Source organism: Streptomyces sp. CC208A, from assembly GCF_030010625.1.
Taxonomy (GTDB): domain Bacteria; phylum Actinomycetota; class Actinomycetes; order Streptomycetales; family Streptomycetaceae; genus Streptomyces.
This window is the reverse complement of the sequence record NZ_JASCXN010000051.1, coordinates 18,599-36,273: the sequence shown is the minus strand read 5'-3', so window position 1 is coordinate 36,273 and position 17,675 is coordinate 18,599. Positions and strand designations below refer to the sequence as shown.

12 protein-coding genes and 1 pseudogene are annotated in these 17,675 nt (G+C 75.0%); 4 read left to right on the top strand and 9 right to left on the bottom strand.

Annotation, left to right across the window (positions count from 1 at the left end; translation table 11 throughout):
• The first annotated feature begins 788 nt into the window (after window positions 1-788).
• The gene (locus tag QK442_RS33890; protein ID WP_282697958.1) at window positions 789-1,847 is read left to right on the top strand and encodes an aminotransferase class V-fold PLP-dependent enzyme; all 1,059 of its coding nucleotides are present in this window, start codon (window positions 789-791) and stop codon (window positions 1,845-1,847) included.
• A gap of 62 nt (window positions 1,848-1,909) precedes the next feature.
• Here the strand turns inward: QK442_RS33890 and QK442_RS33885 are convergent, their stop codons facing one another.
• Window positions 1,910-3,007: an aminotransferase class V-fold PLP-dependent enzyme gene (locus QK442_RS33885; protein ID WP_282697960.1), complete on the bottom strand. Its 1,098-nt coding sequence runs from the start codon at window positions 3,005-3,007 to the stop codon at window positions 1,910-1,912.
• A gap of 107 nt (window positions 3,008-3,114) precedes the next feature.
• On the opposite strand from QK442_RS33885, the gene QK442_RS33880 reads away from it, so the two are divergent.
• Window positions 3,115-4,200 carry an amidohydrolase family protein gene (locus QK442_RS33880; RefSeq protein ID WP_282697957.1) on the top strand — a complete coding sequence of 362 codons (1,086 nt, stop codon included), beginning with the start codon at window positions 3,115-3,117 and terminating at the stop codon, window positions 4,198-4,200.
• A gap of 36 nt (window positions 4,201-4,236) precedes the next feature.
• On the opposite strand, the gene QK442_RS33875 is transcribed toward QK442_RS33880, so the two are convergent.
• Entirely contained in the window at window positions 4,237-4,815 is a 579-nt protein-coding gene (locus QK442_RS33875; RefSeq protein ID WP_282697959.1) for a GNAT family N-acetyltransferase, read from the bottom strand.
• Between the two features lie 26 nt (window positions 4,816-4,841).
• Window positions 4,842-6,914 (bottom strand): penicillin acylase family protein, encoded by a 2,073-nt coding sequence (locus QK442_RS33870; RefSeq protein ID WP_282697956.1) that lies wholly within the window; start codon window positions 6,912-6,914, stop codon window positions 4,842-4,844.
• Window positions 6,915-7,330: 416 nt separating this feature from the next.
• Between QK442_RS33870 and QK442_RS33865 the strand changes: the two genes are divergently transcribed.
• A complete protein-coding gene (locus QK442_RS33865) occupies window positions 7,331-8,368 on the top strand; it encodes an SCO1860 family LAETG-anchored protein (RefSeq protein WP_282697955.1) in 1,038 nt (345 codons plus the stop codon).
• A gap of 136 nt (window positions 8,369-8,504) precedes the next feature.
• Here QK442_RS33865 and cobC read toward each other — a convergent pair.
• Window positions 8,505-10,016 (bottom strand): annotated as a pseudogene (gene cobC / locus QK442_RS33860) (Rv2231c family pyridoxal phosphate-dependent protein CobC); the annotation flags it as partial.
• Window positions 10,017-10,310: 294 nt separating this feature from the next.
• Here cobC and QK442_RS33855 point away from each other — a divergent pair.
• A complete protein-coding gene (locus QK442_RS33855) occupies window positions 10,311-11,039 on the top strand; it encodes a ZIP family metal transporter (RefSeq protein WP_282697954.1) in 729 nt (242 codons plus the stop codon).
• Window positions 11,040-11,041: 2 nt separating this feature from the next.
• Here the strand turns inward: QK442_RS33855 and QK442_RS33850 are convergent, their stop codons facing one another.
• From QK442_RS33850 to QK442_RS33830, 5 genes are all read right to left on the bottom strand, one after another.
• The gene (locus QK442_RS33850) at window positions 11,042-12,382 is read right to left on the bottom strand and encodes a cobyrinate a,c-diamide synthase (RefSeq protein ID WP_282697953.1); all 1,341 of its coding nucleotides are present in this window, start codon (window positions 12,380-12,382) and stop codon (window positions 11,042-11,044) included.
• Complete coding sequence (gene cobO / locus QK442_RS33845; protein ID WP_282697952.1) at window positions 12,376-12,984, bottom strand: cob(I)yrinic acid a,c-diamide adenosyltransferase; 609 nt, start codon at window positions 12,982-12,984, stop codon at window positions 12,376-12,378. Before cobO ends, QK442_RS33850 begins: the two co-directional genes overlap by 7 nt.
• On the bottom strand, window positions 12,984-15,005 hold the full coding sequence (locus tag QK442_RS33840) for a putative cobaltochelatase (RefSeq protein ID WP_282697951.1): 2,022 nt from the start codon (window positions 15,003-15,005) through the stop codon (window positions 12,984-12,986). The genes cobO and QK442_RS33840 overlap by 1 nt, the downstream gene beginning before the upstream one ends.
• A 178-nt stretch (window positions 15,006-15,183) precedes the next feature.
• The gene (locus QK442_RS33835) at window positions 15,184-16,692 is read right to left on the bottom strand and encodes a cobyric acid synthase (protein WP_282697950.1); all 1,509 of its coding nucleotides are present in this window, start codon (window positions 16,690-16,692) and stop codon (window positions 15,184-15,186) included.
• On the bottom strand, window positions 16,689-17,663 hold the full coding sequence (locus QK442_RS33830) for a cobalamin biosynthesis protein (protein WP_282697949.1): 975 nt from the start codon (window positions 17,661-17,663) through the stop codon (window positions 16,689-16,691). Before QK442_RS33830 ends, QK442_RS33835 begins: the two co-directional genes overlap by 4 nt.
• Window positions 17,664-17,675 lie beyond the last annotated feature (12 nt).

Below are 17,675 nucleotides of genomic sequence, written 5' to 3'. Positions count from 1 at the left end.
AGGACCCGGCCGCGGCTGGTCCACCTCGGCCTCCCGCAACACCTCGGGACCGCCCACTTCGTACACCTGAATCGCTCGCATGACCCCTCCCATTAACGGCTCGTCCCCCACCAACCCCGCTGATGGCGATCCGATTCCCGGCAAGCAGACCAGCCTGCCAGCGCCGCTCCCTGGCCGGTGACCTGATGAACGGGGCCCGCCACCGTCAAGGTTCGGCCGGAGTCGTGCACAAGCCCCTCAACCGCCCCCCCGCCGAGAGCTGAGACGCCTACTTTGCACCGGGTCGGGGACAGGAGACCGAGGCCGTTGAGGGCCGACGAATGCACCACCCGCCGCTTCCGCACCACAAGGCGCAGCTCTGGCGTTCGCGAAACCGTTACAGGGGGCGTGATCCTGCACTCCGCAGGAACCACGGATACCAGCTGAGCAGCGGAAATCCGCTGCAAGGGAAGGCGAGATCCACCTGCCGGCCACGCCCGACGAGCTCCACATCTGCAAGATCCCCGACAGCGTCGCTCAATGGACGATTCTGCTGCTCGATGTGCTGACGGACCATCGACAGCGGGCCCCGCCGACCGACCCGGCGAAGTACGAGCCGGACCACAGCCGTTGCGCCCGCCAGTAGTGCCGGACCAGATCCGGACCGGTGCCGAGGCGTGCGGCCCGGACGGCTGCGCGGCCCCGCCGCGCGACTGACCCCCTCTGACCTGCGGAGATAAGCGGAGCTTGGAGGCGCTCCATGATCGGCGACAATTGACGGGTGGTCGTGGGGAGCCCAGGCTGTGGTCATGGACTCCCTCGATCAGCCGCTCGGCGGCGCCGAGTTCGCCCCCACGCGGACCTACCTGAACACCTCCGCCTGCGGCCTGCTGCCGCGCCGCACCGTCGACGCGGTCGCCCTCCTCGCCCAGGAGACCGCCGACGGGCGCCCCGACGGCGCCGGCAGCTTCGACATCGTGGCCGAGGCCCGCGCCACCTACGCCCGGCTCACCGGGGTCGCGCCCGACCGGGTCGCCGTGGGCAGCTCGGTCGCCGTGCACTGCGGGATGATCGCCCAGTCGATGCCCTCCGGCGCCGAGATCCTCTTCCCCGAGGGCGACTTCTCCTCCGTCCTCACGCCCTTCACGGTCCGCGGCGACCTGAAGACCCGCTTCGTTCCGCTGGAGCGGCTCGCCGAGTCCGTCGGCCCGGAGACCGTGCTCGTCGCCTTCTCCGCCGTGCAGTCCGCGGACGGCCGCACCGCCGACTTCGCCGCGATCCGGGCCGCCGCCGCGGCCCACGGGGCCCGCACCCTGCTCGACGCCACCCAGTCCGCGGGCTGGCTGCCGCTGGCGGCGGGGGAGTGGGACTACACGGTCGCAGGCGGCTACAAGTACCTGCTCTGCCCGCGCGGCGCCTCCTTCCTCACCGTCACCGAGGAGGCCCAGGACAGCCTGCTGCCGATCCACGCGGGCTGGGTGAACGGCGAGGAGCTGTGGGTCAACAGCTACGGCCCGGTGCGCGAACTCGCCCGCTCCGCCCGCCGCTTCGACGAGCCGCCGGCCTTCCCCTCGTACCACGGCGCCGCCCGCTCGCTGGCCCTCCTGGAGGAGATCGGCATCGAGCGGATCGAGGCCCACGACAAGGGGCTCGCCGCCCGTTTCAGGGCCGGGCTCCTCTCCCTCGGGCACGAGCCGGTCATGGACGACTCCACGGTCGTCGCCGTCCCCGGCCTCGGCCACCGCGCGGACGCCCTGCGCGCCGCGGACATCCTGCTGTCGGACCGCGCCGGCAACCTGCGGGCCTCCTTCCACCTGTACAACACGGCGGCGGACGTCGACCGCGCCCTGGACGTCCTGGCCGGCTGACCGCGTACGCCGGAGGGGGCGGGGCCCGGACACCGGACCCCGCCCCCTCCGCCGCGTACCGCCTACCAGCTCCCGGCGACCACCCGGCGCGCGCCCTCCACGTCCACCGTCCGGCCCGCCCCGTCGAGCACCGCACCCAGGGCGGCCAGCGAGGACTCCACGGTGTCCGGGGTCGCGCCGGCCCCGTAGTGGTTCACCCGGATCATCTCCCGCGCCAGGGCTCCGCCGCCCGCGGCCAGCGGCAACGACGGGTCCGCGGCGAGCGCCTTCGCCACCAGGACGGAGGCGTCCAGGTCCGCCGGGACCCGCAGCGTCGTCGCCACCGGCGCCGCCTCCCGCGCCTCGTACACGTACGGCTCCAGACCGCCGCCGAGCGCCACCGCGCCCGCCCGGGTCGCCGCCGCGGCCGAGGCGTGCCGGGCCGTCAGCACGTCCAGGCCCTCCGCCTCGATCCGCTCCAGGCACGCCTCCAGGGCCAGCATCTCCAGCTGCGCCGGGGCGTGCGGCAGCGCCGTGCGCCCGCCGTCGATCCAGCGCTCCTTCCAGTCGAGAAGGGAGAGGTACGAGCGGCGCGGGGCGGCCGGGTTGGCGGCGAACCGCTCCCAGGCCCGCTCGCTCACCGACACCGCGGAGACACCGGCCGGGCCGCCCATCGCCTTCTGCGCCCCGATGATGCACAGGTCCACGCCCCAGGCGTCCGGCAGCACCGGCTCGGCGCCGATCGAGGCCACCGCGTCCAGGTAGAACAGCGCCCCGTGCGCCCGGACGACCTCACCGATCTCCGCGACCGGGTTGGTGTTGCCGGTGGCCGCCTCCGCGTGCACCAGGGAGACGAAGTCGATCTCCGGGTGCTCGGCGAGCGCCCGCTCGACCTGCTCGGCGGTGACCGCCGTGTGGAAGGGGACGGCGAGGTCGATCACGGTGGCGCCGCAGTCGCGCAGCCAGTCGCCGAAGGTCTGCCCGTACGGCCCTGTGACCACGTTCAGCGCGGTCGAACCGGCCCGCGCCCCGCTGCGGATGCACCCCTCCAGGGGCAGCAGCGCCTCGCCCTGGGTGATCACCACGTCCTGCTCGGTGGAGAGCAGCGCGGCGACCCGCCGTTCGACGGACGCGAAGTGCGCGGCGGTCATCGGGGCCAGGTCGAGCAGCGGATGGGTCACGGTCACGGTGGTGCCTTCTCGGGTCGGTGGTACGGCCGGGGCCAGCGTACGCCCCACGGTCCCGGCGGCCCCTCGTACCGTGCTGCCGCCCCTCGTACAGTGCTGCCATGAGCGATCACGAGGTGTTGCACGTGAAGGGCCGGGTCCTGGTCGGCCCGGAGGACGTACGGGACGAACTCTGGTGCGTCGACGGGCGGATCACCTTCGAGCGGCCCGCGGGGGAGGCCCTGACGGTGGAGGGCTGGGCGCTGCCCGGCCTGGTCGACGCCCACTGCCACGTCGGGCTCGACCGGCACGGGCCGGTGGACGAGGCCACCGCAGAGAAGCAGGCCCTCACCGACCGGGACGCCGGCACCCTCCTGATCCGGGACGCGGGTTCGCCCTCCGACACCCGCTGGATCGACGACCGCGAGGACCTGCCGAAGATCATCCGGGCGGGCCGGCACATCGCCCGCACCCGTCGCTACATCCGCAACTACGCCCACGAGATCGAGCCCGCCGACCTCGTCGCCTACGTCGGGCGGGAGGCCCGGCGGGGCGACGGCTGGGTGAAGCTGGTCGGCGACTGGATCGACCGCGAGGTCGGCGACCTGTCCCCGTCCTGGCCGCGCCCCGAGGTGGAGGCGGCGATCGCGGAGGCCCACCGGCTCGGCGCCCGGGTCACCGCCCACTGCTTCGCCGAGGACTCGCTGCGCGACCTGGTCGAGGCGGGCATCGACTGCATCGAGCACGCCACCGGGCTCACCGAGGAGACGATCCCGCTCTTCGCGGAGCGCGGGGTCGCGATCGTTCCCACCCTGGTCAACATCGCGACCTTCCCGCACCTCGCGGACGGCGGCGAGGCCAAGTTCCCCCGCTGGTCGGCCCATATGCGCCGGCTGCACGAGCGCCGCTACGACACCGTGCGGTCCGCCTACGACGCGGGCATCCCGGTCTTCGTCGGCACCGACGCGGGCGGTTCGCTCGCCCACGGCCTGGTCGCGGAGGAGGTCGAGGAGCTGACGAAGGCCGGCATCCCGCCGCTCGACGCCCTCTCCGCCACCACCTGGGGAGCCAGGGCCTGGCTCGGCCGCCCCGGCCTGGAGGAGGGCGCCCCCGCCGACCTCGTCGTCTACGACCAGGACCCGCGCGCGGACGTCCGCGTCCTCGCGGCCCCCCGGCGGATCGTCGTCAACGGCCGGGTCGTGGGGTAGCGGGGCCCCGGACCCGGCCCCTGGGTCCCTTGGGTGTCAGCCGCGCGTGTAGAAGACCAGCCGGGCCTTCTTCTCCGGGATGAAGACCTCCGGCAGGTCCACCTCCGGGAGGACGACCTCAGGGCCCAGCGTGAAACCGGCCCGCGCCACCCGGGCGATCGCCTTCTCGTTCGCCGCGTCCGGCTCCGCCACGATCCGCGAGCCGCGCGTCAGCGCGAAGTCGATCAGGGCGGTGAGCAGCCCGCCCGTGAAGCCGGGCCGCGGCGCGGCGCCGGGGGCGACGAACAGGTGCACGCCGATGTCGCCCTCCTCGACCTCGTAGCACTCGCTCACCCGGTCCGCCTCGGGCTCGTACGTCTGGAAGAGGCCGACCGGCTCGCCGTCGAGCTCCACCATGAACCCGTGGTGGGTGGTGAGCGAGTCCAGGTGGGCGTAGATGTCCCGGACCTGTTCGACGGTGGTGCCGTTCATGCCCCAGAAGCGCGCCCGCTCCTCGTTGACCCACGCGTGGACGAGCGGGGCGTCCGCGTCCGGGGCGACGGGCCGGAGGGTCACGGTGCCGAAGCCCTCGACGGTCTGGACGTGTACGGGGGCGGTCGTCCCTGCTTCGGCCATCCCTGCTCCGGTCGTCCCTGCTCCGGTCATTCCTGCTCCTTGGTGAGGCGGTTCCAGTCGGTGGTGACGGGGGCGAGCTCGCCCCGCAGCCACAGGGGGAGTTGGTCTTCGTGGTGCGGGTCGCCGGCCACCCCGGACGCGCCGAACGGCACGATCCAGCCGCTGCGTTCGCGGTCGGCGAGGTCCCACACGTACCGGGCGGCGGAGGCCCGGGCGCCGCGGTCGGTGTAGCCGGGGACGCTGGAGGTGGAGAGCACGCAGTCGTGGTCGCCGCCGAGCCCCGGCCAGCGGGCGTCGTCGGGATGGGGGAGCGCCTGCCAGGGCGCGAGCCGGTGGGTGGTGCCCCAGGCGGCGGGCGGTTCGCCCGCGGCGGTCTCCTCCAGCGCCTCGCGGACGATCCGGGCGAGGTCCCCGGCCGGTAGGGGACCGGCCGTGAGCAGCGTCTCCAGGGCGAGGCCGACCCGGGGGCCGAGGTGCAGCCAGGGCGTGAACACCTCGGGGTACGGGGCGGGTTCGCGCAGCTTCGCGAAGACCTCGTGCGCGGCGATCGCGCGCACCACCGCGCCCCGCACGGCCGCGTAGAGCCCGGCGTCGAAGCTGTCGGCCTCCATCCGCCGGTCCCAGGCGAGGAGCCGTTCCCGGACGGCCCCGGCGGCGGGCGAGAGGCCCTCGGCGGCCTCGACGGCGGCGAGCAGCGGGGCCGCCGCGCGGTTGTCGGTGTCGCGGTGGACGGCGGCCGTGGCCTCGGGCGTCCAGGCGTCGGAGGCGTCCAGGAGCGCGGCGATCCGGTCGGCCCGGTGCGCGGGCGCGAACTCGACGCCGAGCGGGGCGGCGAGCCCCCGGGCGTTGGCCATCACCGCGTGGCCGCGCACCTCGGCGCGGGGCAGCGGCGCGGGCTCCGCCGCCCAGGCGTGCGCGGGCTCCCAGGCCGGTACGGGCCGCAGGGAGTTGGCCCGGGGGCGTACGGGGACGTGCCCGGCGACCCGGTGCAGGAGACCGCCCTCCGTGTCGGCGGCGAGCACCACGTTCACCGGCTCCACCCAGGCGTCGAGGGCCGTGTCGACCCCGGTGGCGGTACGAGCGGCGAGCAGGCGCGGCAGGGCCTCGAAGCCCAGCCGGCCGGTGACCCGGGGCACGTACCGCAGGCTCAGCCCCTCCCACTCGGTGCCGGGCTCCGCCGGCTCGGTGCCCGTGACGACCGGGCCGCGCGCGGTCTCGACCACCTCGACGAGGACCGGCTCGGCGCCGGAGACCTCGACCGTCTCGGTGTGCGCGGCGGCCGGGCGCCAGCCGTCCGGGCCGTACGCCTCCACGCCGCCGTCGGCGGTGCGCCGCAGCCGCTCCCGGTAGAGGTCCTGGTAGTCGGCCATCGCGTTGGTGATCGCCCAGGCGACGTGCCCGGTGTGCCCGAAGTGGGCGAGCCCCGGCACGCCCGGCACGGCGAGCCCGACCACGTCGTACTCCGGGCAGGCGAGGCGTATCTGCTGGTAGACGCCGGGCGCCTCGATGAACCGGTGCGGGTCGCCGGCCACCAGGGCCGCCCCGCTCGCGGTCCGTTCGCCGGTCACCAGCCAGCCGTTGGAGCCGGCCGTGGCCGGCCCGTCGGCGGCGAACAGCTCGGTCCACTCCTCGCCGAGCGCGGTGGCCACCTGCTCGCGCCACAGCTTGGTCGGGAAGCCGGCGAAGAGGACGTGGGTGGAGAGCCAGACGGCCAGCGGCGTCCACGCCTCCCAGCGGCCGGGGACGAGCCCGGTCGCGGCGAACTCCGGGGCGCGGCGGGCCCCTTCGGCCAGGCCGTCGTTCACGCCGTCCGCGTACGCCCGCACCCAGTCGGCGGTCTCCGGGTCGGTCTCCTCCAGGCGGGCCAGGCAGCGGCGCGCGGTGTCGGCGAGCCTCGCCCGCCGCACGAAGACGTCCCAGGGGGTCTCGGCGGGCCCGAGGAAGGCGGCCGTGGTGCCCTGGGCCCGGTGCCGCTCGACCTCCAGCTGCCAGGCGCGGTCCCGCGCGGTGACCCGGCCCTGGGCGAAGGCCAGTTCCTCCGGGTCCCCGGCGCGCAGATGGGGGACGCCGTACGCGTCCCGGTAGACCTCGATGCTCACGGCCGTTCCGATCCCGTCCCTGTGATGCCGAATTTTCTTAGGTTAGGCTGCCCTAAATTATCTGTCGGCTCAAGGTAGCTCATGGATCGCGGGGAAAGGCACCCGGGTCCGGCGTGACGTTGACGATCCGTGACCTCGCCGGTGCGCGGATCGTTTCTCCTGCCCGTATCGCGCCCGCACGTGCCCCGCGCTCACCCCCTCGTACGAAACACGCGGGACGAGCGGGAACGGTTGTGTCGAAAAAAATCGAAAGTGAACACGGAAACCACCCTTTGGGGTGAACTCACGTCAGGCGACTGTCGGTTCACTCTCCGTGCGTAAAGATTCCGGTGTCTCAAGTCGCCGCGCCGCGCAGACCCACCGTCCCCGTGGTGAGCGGCCGGCGACGCCATGCCTTCTGTGGGGGTTCCACCATCTTGAACAGCAACACCTTCCGCGCGTCCGTCCGTCGCACCGCGGCCGCCGCGACCGTCGCCGCCCTGGCCGTCGGGCCCGTGCTCCTCGCGTCCCCGGCGCAGGCCACCGACGGCGAGGACCGCGAGGGCCGCGCCGCCGCCGCCGTGCTCCGCACCGGGCTCGACGTCTCCCTCCTCGGCGAGACCGTGAAGGTCCCGGTCCGCGCCGCCCTCAACGAGGTCGAGGCGCCCGAGAGCGAGAGCGAGACCGCGCTCAGCGTGAAGGTGAGGGGTGCGGAGGGCGGCAAGCCGATCGACATCCTCACCGCCGACGTCGCCACCTCGACCGCCACCGTCGACGAGAACAAGGCCGAGGGGTACGTCAACCTCGCCAAGGCCCGCGTCCACGTGCCCGGCCTCCCCTCGCTCGCGATCATCGAGGTCGAGAAGGTCACCTCCAAGGCGGTCTGCGAGGCCGGGAAGAAGCCGGTCGCCGAGTCCAACGTCCTCGGCTACGTCCGCGTCCTCGACAAGAAGACCACCCTCACCGCGGGCGGCCGCACCGAGGTCGAGGTGTCCGCCGTCGGCAAGGTCACCCTGGACCTCTCCCGTACCGGTACGACCGAGCGCACCGCCGCCGCCACCGCCCTGGAGCTCGACGTCGAGGTCGACCCGCTCAAGCTCGGCGTCGCGAAGGTGAAGGGCACCGTCACCCTCGCCGAGGCCACCTGCGAGACGCCCGCCGGCCCGGCCCCGACGGAGAAGCCCACCGAGAAGCCCACCGAGGAGCCCACGGAGCAGCCGACGCAGGAGCCCACCCAGGAACCGACCGGGAAGCCCACGGAGCAGCCGAGCGAGCAGCCCTCGCCGCAGCCCACCGAGCCCGAGGACGACGGCGGCATCACGGTCGACAACGGCGGTTCGGTCCCGACCCAGAACCTCGCCGAGACCGGCGGCAGCTCCGCCACCCCGTACATCGCGGGCGGCGCCCTCGCCCTCGTCCTCGCGGGCGGCGCCGCCGTCGCCCTGACCCGCTCGCGCGCCCGCGCCCGCGGCTGACGGCCCGAGGGGGCGAGGCGTCGGGGGACGCAGGGGGAAACCGGCCGGGGCCGGGCGGTGCCGTCGTCGCACCGCCCGGCCCCGGCCCGTCCCTCGGAGCCCCCGGAACCTCGGGGGCCTTCGGTACGCCGGTGGCTCAGCCGCCCAGCAGCAGCGCCTGGTCCAGCGCCTGGAGGAAACGATTCGTCGTCACCCGGTCCCGGACCGCGAGCCGCAGCCAGTGCCGGTCCAGACCCGGGAACGTGTCCCCGCGCCGGGCCGCGAACCCAAGGAGACGCAGCCGCTCCCGTATCGCGTCCGCGCCCTCGATCCGGATCAGCACGAACGGCCCCTCGGCCGCCGCCACCGTCCGCACCTCGTCGAACTCCGCGAGCCCCGCAAGGAGATGTGCCCGCTCCGTCCCGATCCGGTGCGCGGCCTCCTCCGCCTCGATCAGCGCCGCCCGCCCCATGCACGCCTCCGCCGCCACCAGCGCCGGCGTCGACACCGGCCACAGCGGCTGCGCCCGCTCCAGGAGGGCGATCGTCTCCGGCTCCGCGAGCACGTACCCGATCCGCAGCCCCGCGAGACCCCAGGTCTTCGTCAGGCTCCGCAGCACCACCAGGCCCGGCACGTCCGTCCGCCTGGCCAGCGCCTCCCGCTCGCCCGGCACCGCGTCCATGAACGCCTCGTCCACGACCAGATACCGCCCCGGCCGCGCCAGCGCCGCGATCGTCTCCGCCGGATGCAGCACCGAGGTCGGATTGGTCGGGTTGCCGATCACCACCAGGTCCGCGCCCTCGGGCACCGCCACCGGATCCAGCCGGAACCCGTCCTCCTCGCGCAGCAGCACCCGGCCCACCTCGTGCCCGGCGTCCCGCAGCGCCGCCTCCGGCTCGGTGAACTGAGGGTGCACCACCACCGGCCGGCGCACCGGCAGCGCCCGCGCGAGGAGCACGAACGCCTCCGCCGCGCCCGCCGTCAGCAGCACCCGGCCCGGCGGGAGGTCGTGCCGCGCGGCCACCGCCGCCCGCGCCGAACGCCCGTCCGGGTAGAGCGCCAGACTTGTCAGCGAATGCGCGATCCGCTCCCGCAGCCAGTCCGGCGGGGTGGCCGTCCGGACGTTGACCGCGAGATCGACGAGTTTCTCGTCCCGGACCTCGGCGTCACCGTGATGACGCAGGTCGTGGGCGTGGCCGACCGTGTGGGAGCCGTCCGTCTGGGAGCCGTCCGTGTGGGTGTCCATGTCCGCCGTCGTGTGGGGGGTGGGGATGTGGGGTGAGTCAGGCTCGCCACCGATGTACCCGCACGTCAAGGGCGACAACCGTGCGACCGACGTCACTTCGTCCGAACAAGACCCCCCTTTAACGGGAGGAAACGGAACGGAACCGGCTATCGCGCACGTCACCCGCCGCGACTTCCGCTTCGGCACCAGCAGCACCGCGCCCGGACCCGCCGCCCGCAGCGCCGCCGCCTCCGCCACCGACGCCGTCCCCGTCGCCGCCAGCGGCACCCGGGACGGATGCGGCACGGCCACCCCGGCCAGCTCCTCCGCCGGCCAGCCCGTCACCGGCACCCCGAGACGCGCGGCCGCCGCCACGATCCCCGGCTCCGTCACGCGCGCGTCCAGCGTCGCAAGCCCCACCACGCGCGCGTACCGGCCCCCGGCGTCGGACGCCGCGGCCCCGGCCGTCCTGGGCGTACCCGCCCCGGCCCCGGGCGCGCCCGGCCCGGGCACCGCCGCCCAGGCCGTGGCCGTCCCCCCCGCTTCCGGTGTGCCCGCCGCTCCGGCCCCCGGGAGCGGTTCCCCGCCCACCGGCCCCGCGACCGTGAGCCCCGCCCCCGGCAGCCCCGCCTCCGCGAGCGCCGCCAGGACCAGCGTCAGGACCTCCTCCGCCGTCGTCCCCGAACGGACTCCGACGCCGATGTGCACACCCGGCACCCCATCCGATACCAAAGGGCCATGGCTGTGGTCGTCGCGCTCGGCGCGTTCCTCATGACGCTCTTCGGCGGCTGGGTCGCGCAGCGCGTCACCGACCGCCGGCACCTCGTCCTCGGCCTCGCGGGCGGGCTGATGCTCGGCGTCGTCGGACTCGACCTGCTGCCCGAGGCCCTGGAGGCCGCGGGACAGGAGGTCTTCGGTGTTCCCCAGGCCCTGCTGCTCTTCGTCGGCGGCTTCCTCTTCGCCCACGTGGTGGAACGTCTCCTCGCCACCCGCCGCGCCGCCCACGGCGCCGAGACGGGCGAGAGGACCCCGCAGGTCGGGCTCGTGGCCGCCGCCGCCATGGTGCTGCACAGCCTGATGGACGGCGTCGCGCTCGGCGCCGCCTTCCAGGTCGGCGGCGGCATGGGCGCCACCGTCGCGCTCGCCGTCATCACCCACGACTTCGCCGACGGCTTCAACACGTACACGCTCACCAGCCTGTACGGGAACGCGCGCCGGAAGGCCGTCGCCATGCTCCTCGCCGACGCGGTCGCCCCCATCGCCGGAGCGGGCCTCGCCACCCTCCTCACCCTTCCGGAGGAACTGCTCGGCAGCTATCTCGGCTTCTTCGGCGGCGCCCTGCTCTACCTCGCCGCCGCCGAGATCCTGCCCGAGGCCCACCACGCCCACCCCGCCCGCTCCACCCTGCTCTGCACGGTCGCGGGCGTGGCCTTCGTCTGGCTCGTGGTGGGCCTCTCCGGCGGCTGAACTCACCCGCAGCGCCCCACGAACCGCGCGGCGGCCGACGGCGCGCCCGCCCAGTGCGTGTGCACGTAACTGGCGTGCACCCCGCCCTGTACGAACCCCTCCACCCGGGTCTCCGGCTGCCGCAGCCCCCAGGCCGCGAGCGCCCCCGCGCCCGGCTCGATCACCGTGCGGTGGAACTCGTGCCCCCGCATCCGGGTCCCGGCCGCCGCGAGGACGCTGTCGCTGACGGCGACGGCGTCCCGGTACCCGAGCGTGAGCCGCTCCGACATCCGCGCGTCCGCGTCGAGGACCCCGCACATCGGCGTCCCGTCCAGCGACCGCGCCAGATACAGCAGCCCGGCGCACTCGGCCGCGAGGGGCGCCCCCGAGGCGGCGAGCTCGGCCACGGCCTTCCGCAGCGGCTCGTTGGCCGACAGCTCGGTCGCGTACATCTCGGGAAACCCACCCCCGATGACGAGCCCGGAGGTCCCCTCGGGCAGCGCCTCGTCCCGCAACGGATCAAAGGTCACGACCTCGGCCCCGGCGGCACTCAACAACTCGGCATGCTCGGCATAGGAGAACGTGAAGGCGGCCCCACCGGCGACGGCGACGACGGGCCGACGCCCCGCCGGGGGCGCCGGGGCGGGCGGGGACCACGCCTCGACGTCCAACGGCGGCGCCGACCGCGCCAGCGCGAGGAGCCCCTCCAGATCGCACCCGGCCAGAACCTGCTCCGCCTGCGCGGCCACCGCCTCCACCGCCGCCGCCCGCCGCTCCGCGACCGGGATCAGCCCCAGGTGCCGCGACGGCGTGGCCACGGCGGCCGCCCGCCGCAGCACGCCCAGCACCGGTACGCCGGACTCCTCAAGGGCCTCCCGCAGCAGCTCCTCGTGCCGGTCGCTCGCGACCTTGTTGAGGATCACGCCGCCGAGCCGCACCTCCGGGTCCCAGGACGCGAAGCCGTGGACGAGCGCCGCCACCGACCGCGACTGCGACGAGGCGTCCACGACCAGCACCACCGGCGCCCGCAGCACCTTCGCGACCTGCGCGGTCGACGCCAGTTCGCCCTGGCCGGCGGCCCCGTCGTACAGCCCCATCACGCCCTCGACCACGGCCAGGTCGCACCCCTGCGCCCCGTGCGCGAAGAGCGGCGCGATCAGCTCCGTACCGCACATGTACGCGTCGAGGTTGCGGCCCGGGCGGCCGGTGGCGAGCGCGTGGTAGCCCGGGTCGATGTAGTCGGGCCCCACCTTGTGCGGGGAGACGGCGAGACCACGGCCGGCGAACGCGGCCATCAGGCCGGTCGCCACCGTGGTCTTGCCCGCGCCCGACGACGGGGCCGCGATGACGAGACGTGCTACCACTCGATGCCCCGCTGGCCCTTCTGACCCGCGTCCATCGGGTGCTTCACCTTCGACATGTCCGTCACCAGGTCGGCGAAGTCCATCAGCTCCTGAGGGGCGTTGCGACCGGTGATGACGACGTGCTGCTGACCCGGACGGTCCCGCAGCACCTCGACGACCTCCTTCACGTCGATCCAGCCCCAGTGGAGCAGGTACGCGAACTCGTCGAGGACGTAGAACTTGTACCTCTCCTCGGCCAGGTCCCGCTTGACCTGCTCCCAGCCCTCGCGCGCCTTGTCCTCGTGGGACTGCTCGCCCTCGGCGACCTCGCGCTGGATCCAGGACCAGCCCTCGCCCATCTTGTTCCAGGTGACGGTGCCGCCCTTGCCGGTCTCGCCGAGCGCCTTGAGGGCGTTCTCCTCGCCGACCTTCCACTTGGCGGACTTCACGAACTGGAACACCCCGATCGGCCAGCCCTGGTTCCAGGCGCGCAGCGCCATCCCGAAGGCGGCCGTCGACTTCCCCTTGCCGACGCCCGTGTGCACCATCACCAGCGCCCTGTTGCGGCGCTGACGGGTCGTGAGACCGTCGTCGGGCACGACGGTCGGCTGTCCCTGCGGCATTAAGCGGCCCTCCTGTCAGAGCGATTCACTTGTACGTCCCGGACGAGCCCGGCGATCGTGTCGGCGCGCAGCTCGTCCAGGGTGACGGCGGTGCCGCCGAGATCGCGGGCGAGGTTCCCGGCGAGGCCGAGCCGCACCGGGCCCGCCTCGCAGTCCACGACCACGCTCGCCGTGCCGTCGGCGGCGTGCAGCCGCGCGGCGCGCGCGGCGAGTCCCACCGGGTCCGGTCCGCCGCCGGTGGCCCGCCCGTCGGTCACGACCACGAGCAGCGGCCGGCGCGAGGGGTCCCGCAGCCGCTCCACCCGCAGCACGTCGTGCGCCTTGAGCAGCCCGGCGGACAGCGGCGTACGGCCTCCGGTCGGCAGTTCTTCGAGGCGGGCGGCGGCCGCGTCCACGGAGGAGGTCGGCGGCAGCGCGAGCTCCGCACCCCGCCCCCGGAAGGTCACCAGGCCCACCTTGTCCCGTCGCTGGTACGCGTCGAGCAGCAGCGAGAGCACGGCGCCCTTCACGGCGCCCATGCGCTTCCGCGCCGCCATCGACCCGGAGGCGTCCACGACGAACAGCACGAGGTTCCCCTCGCGCCCCTCCCGCACCGCCTGCCGCAGGTCGTCCCGGCGCACCACGAGCCCCGCCCCGGACCGGCCGCGCGCCCGCTGGTGCGGCGCGGCGGCCCGTACGGTCGCGGCCAGGTGCAGCTTGGTCAGCGCCCCCTGGGGCCGGGTGGCCCCGGTGGTCCGCCCGTGCTCGGTCCGCGCCCGGGACCGCCGCCCGGCGGCCCCCTCGCCGACCCCCGGCACGCTCAGCATCCGCGTACGGAACGGCTCGGCGGCCTTCACGGCGGCCCGCTCACCGGCACCCTGCGGAGCGGGCGCCCCGGCAGGCGCCTCCTCGGGTACGCCACCGGCCTCGGGCGCGGGCCCCTCGCCGCCCTGCGGCGGAACCCCGCCCCCACCACCGCCGGGCCCCTCCGGCCCGTCGGGGCCCGGGTCCGGATCGTCCTCGGGCTCGTCCCCCTTGAACTGCTCCAGGGTCTCGTCGAGCTTGTCCTCGTCGAGCCCCGGCGCGTCGAAGGGATTGCGCCGCCGCCGGTGGGGGAGCGCGAGCAGGGCGGCCTGCCGCACGTCCTCGCCGGTCACCTCCTCCCGTCCCGCCCACGCGGCGAGCGCGGTCGCGGTACGGGCCATGACGATGTCGGCGCGCATGCCGTCGACCTCGAAGGCGGCGCAGGTGGCGGCGATCTGGAGCAGCACGGTGTCGCCGAGGACCACGCGGGGCAGCAACTCCCGTGCGGTGACGATCCGTTCGCGCAGCGCGGCCTCCTCGCCGGCCCAGCGGGCGGCGAAGGCGGCCGGATCGTCCTCGAACGCGAGCCGCCGCCGTACGACCTCGACCCGCTGCTGCGGATCGCGCGAGGCGGCCACCTCGACGGTCAGCCCGAACCGGTCGAGCAACTGCGGCCGCAGCTCGCCCTCCTCGGGGTTCATGGTCCCGACGAGCAGGAACCGCGCGGCGTGCCGCACGGAGACGCCCTCGCGCTCGACGTGGGAGGCGCCCATGGCGGCGGCGTCGAGGAGGTGGTCGATGAGGTGGTCGGAGAGCAGGTTGACCTCGTCGACGTAGAGGATCCCCCGGTGCGCGGCGGCCAACAGCCCCGGCTCGAACGCCTTCACGCCCTCCGCGAGGGCCCGCTCGATGTCCAGCGCACCGACGAGCCGGTCCTCGGAGGCCCCGACGGGCAGCTCGACCATCCGCGCGGCCCGAGCCTCCGAACCCCCGTCCCCGTGCGGCCCGTCCGGGCACCCCGGATCCGGCGAGGCCGGATCACAGCTGAACCGGCACCCGGCGACGACGGCCACCTCGGGCAGCAGCTCGGCGAGCGCACGCACGGCTGTGGACTTGGCGGTCCCCTTCTCACCCCGCACGAGCACGCCGCCGACGTTCGGACTGATGGCATTGAGCAGCAGCGCGAGCCGCAGATCGTCCATGCCGACGACGGCGGTGAACGGATAGCGGATGCTCATCGGGGATTCGCTCCTTCGTTGCACGACGACACGGAGAGGTTCGGTGCCGGGGAGGTGGTGGGCATGCCCACCGGGGTCACCCGCAGGGTCCGTCTCAAGCCGCACGGGTGGTGCGGGTGGGAGACACGGGCCCGGCCGCAGGCCGGACCCGGACCCGTCGCGCGGGGCGCACGCGCGCTCACGGCGCCCCCGGCGGCACGAACGGCAGCCCCTTGGGCGGGCCGTTCTCGATGAGGCGCAGCAGTGCGTCGGTGTCGGCGTGTTCCTCGATCAGGTCGCCGAGACGGTCCAGCTGCTCCTCGCGCAGGGCGCCGAAGGAGGTGTCGGGGGCGGGGACGAAGGCGCGGCCGGCCGCCGCCGCGACCTCCCGGAGGAAGGCGCGGCGGAAGCCGTCGCTCTCCAGGGAGCCGTGCCAGTGGGTGCCCCAGACGGCGCCGACCCGGCAGCCGTCGAGGAACGGTTCGCCGCCGAGCACCTCGGCCACGCCGTGGTGGATCTCGTACCCCTCGACCCGCTCGCCGAGCGCCTCGCCCACCGGCCGGGAGAGGGTCTTCTCGGGCGCGAACCGGACCCGTACGGGCAGCAGGCCGAGGCCGTCGACGGTGCCCGCCTTCGACTCGACCTCGTCCTCGATGCGCTCGCCGAGGGCCTGGAAGCCGCCGCAGATCCCGAGGACCGGACGGCCCTCGGCGGCCCGGCGGGCGAGGGCGTCGGCGAGGCCCCGCTCGCGCAGCCACGCGAGCGCCTTGACCGTCCCCCGCGTACCCGGCACGACCACGAGGTCCGCGTCCGCGAGCTCCTCAGGACGGTCCACGAAGCGCACGATCACGCCCGGCTCGGCCGCCAGCGCGTCGACGTCGGTGAAGTTCGACATCAGGGGGACGGCGCAGACCGCGACCCGCAGCACATCGGCGCCGAGCGGCGGCGCCACCACCGACTCACGGACCGTGCCCCGCAGGGAGACCCGCAGGCCGTCCTCCTCGTCGATCCCGAGCCCGTGCGCGTACGGCAGCACACCGAAGGTCCGGCGCCCGGTCAGCCCGTGCAGCATGTCGAGGCCGGGTTCGAGCAGCGTCACGTCACCGCGGAACTTGTTCACCAGGTACCCGGCGATCAGCTCCTGGTCCTCGGGCGCGAGCAGCGCCGTCGTGCCGAAGAACTGGGCGAAGACCCCGCCCCGGTCGATGTCGCCGACCACCACCACCGGGAGCCGCGCGGCCCGCGCGATGCCCATGTTGACGATGTCGGTGCGGCGCAGGTTGATCTCGGCCGGGCTGCCCGCGCCCTCGCAGATCACCGCGTCGTGCGTGGCCCGCAGCTCCTCCAGGCAGGCGAGGACCGGCTCGAAGAGCGTCCGCTGCCGCCCGCCGTGGTAGCCGCGCGCGCTCATCTCGCCGACGGGCTTGCCCATCAGGACGACCTGGCTGGACCGGTCGCCGCCCGGCTTGAGCAGCACCGGGTTCATCAGCGCGGTCGGCTCGACGCGGGCGGCCTGCGCCTGCATGGCCTGGGCGCGGCCGATCTCGGCGCCCTCCCTCGTCACGAAGGAGTTGAGGGACATGTTCTGCCCCTTGAACGGCGCCACCTTCACGCCCCGCCGGACCAGCCAGCGGCAGATGCCCGCCGTGACGACGCTCTTGCCCGCGTCGGAGGTCGTCCCCGCGACGAGCAGCCCCCCACCCCTCACTTGCTCCTCCGCTTCACCGTGTCCGCGATCAGCCGGCCGCCCACGCAGGCGGCCAGGGTCAGCCAGGTCACCCGGCGGGAGAGCCGGACGGCCCGGTCGATGTCGGCGACCTCCACGGGCCGCCCCCCGCCGTTGAGGACCGGCCGGTGCTCGACCCGTCCGCCGTACGAGAGCGTCCCCCCGAGCCGTACCCCGAGCGCGCCGGCGAAAGCCGCCTCGACCGGTCCCGCGTTGGGACTGGGATGCCCGCCCGCGTCCGCCCGCCAGGCCCGTACGGCCCCGCGCCGGTCGCCGCCCGCGAGGACCGCGAGGGCGGCGGTGAGCCGGGCGCCCGGCCAGCCGGCCAGGTCGTCGAGGCGGGCGGAGGCCCAGCCGTAGCGGCGGTACCGGGGCGACCTGTGGCCGACCATGGCGTCCAGGGTGTTGACCGCCCGGAAGCCGAGCAGGCCCGGCACGCCCGCGACCGCGCCCCAGACGAGGGCGCCGACCACGGCGTCGGAGGTGTTCTCGGCGACGGACTCGACGACCGCGCGGGCCATCGCGGGCCCGTCCAGGGCCTCGGGGTCGCGCCCCACGAGGTGCGGCAGCCGCTCCCGGGCGACCTCCAGGTCGCCGACGGCGAGCGCCCCGCCGATCGCCCGGGCCTCCCGGCCCAGGGTCGTGCCGCCGACGACGGCCCACACGGAGGCGGCGGTCAGGGCGGCGGAGGCGGTACGGCTGCCCCGTACCGTACGGGCGGCCAGCGCCCCGGCGGCGACGGCGCCGCCCGCGCAGACGGCGGTGTGCAGGGCGCCCCGGCCGCGGTGGTCGCGCCACAGGCGCTTCTCGACGGCGGCGGCGGCCCGTCCGAAGGCGGCGACGGGGTGCCCGCGGCGGGGGTCGCCGAGGAGCAGGTCGACGGCGAGGCCGGCGGCCGCTCCGTACGCGAAGACTGCGGTGGCTCGGGAAGCCACGGGGGTGCGGCCGGGCATGGCGGCGTGTCC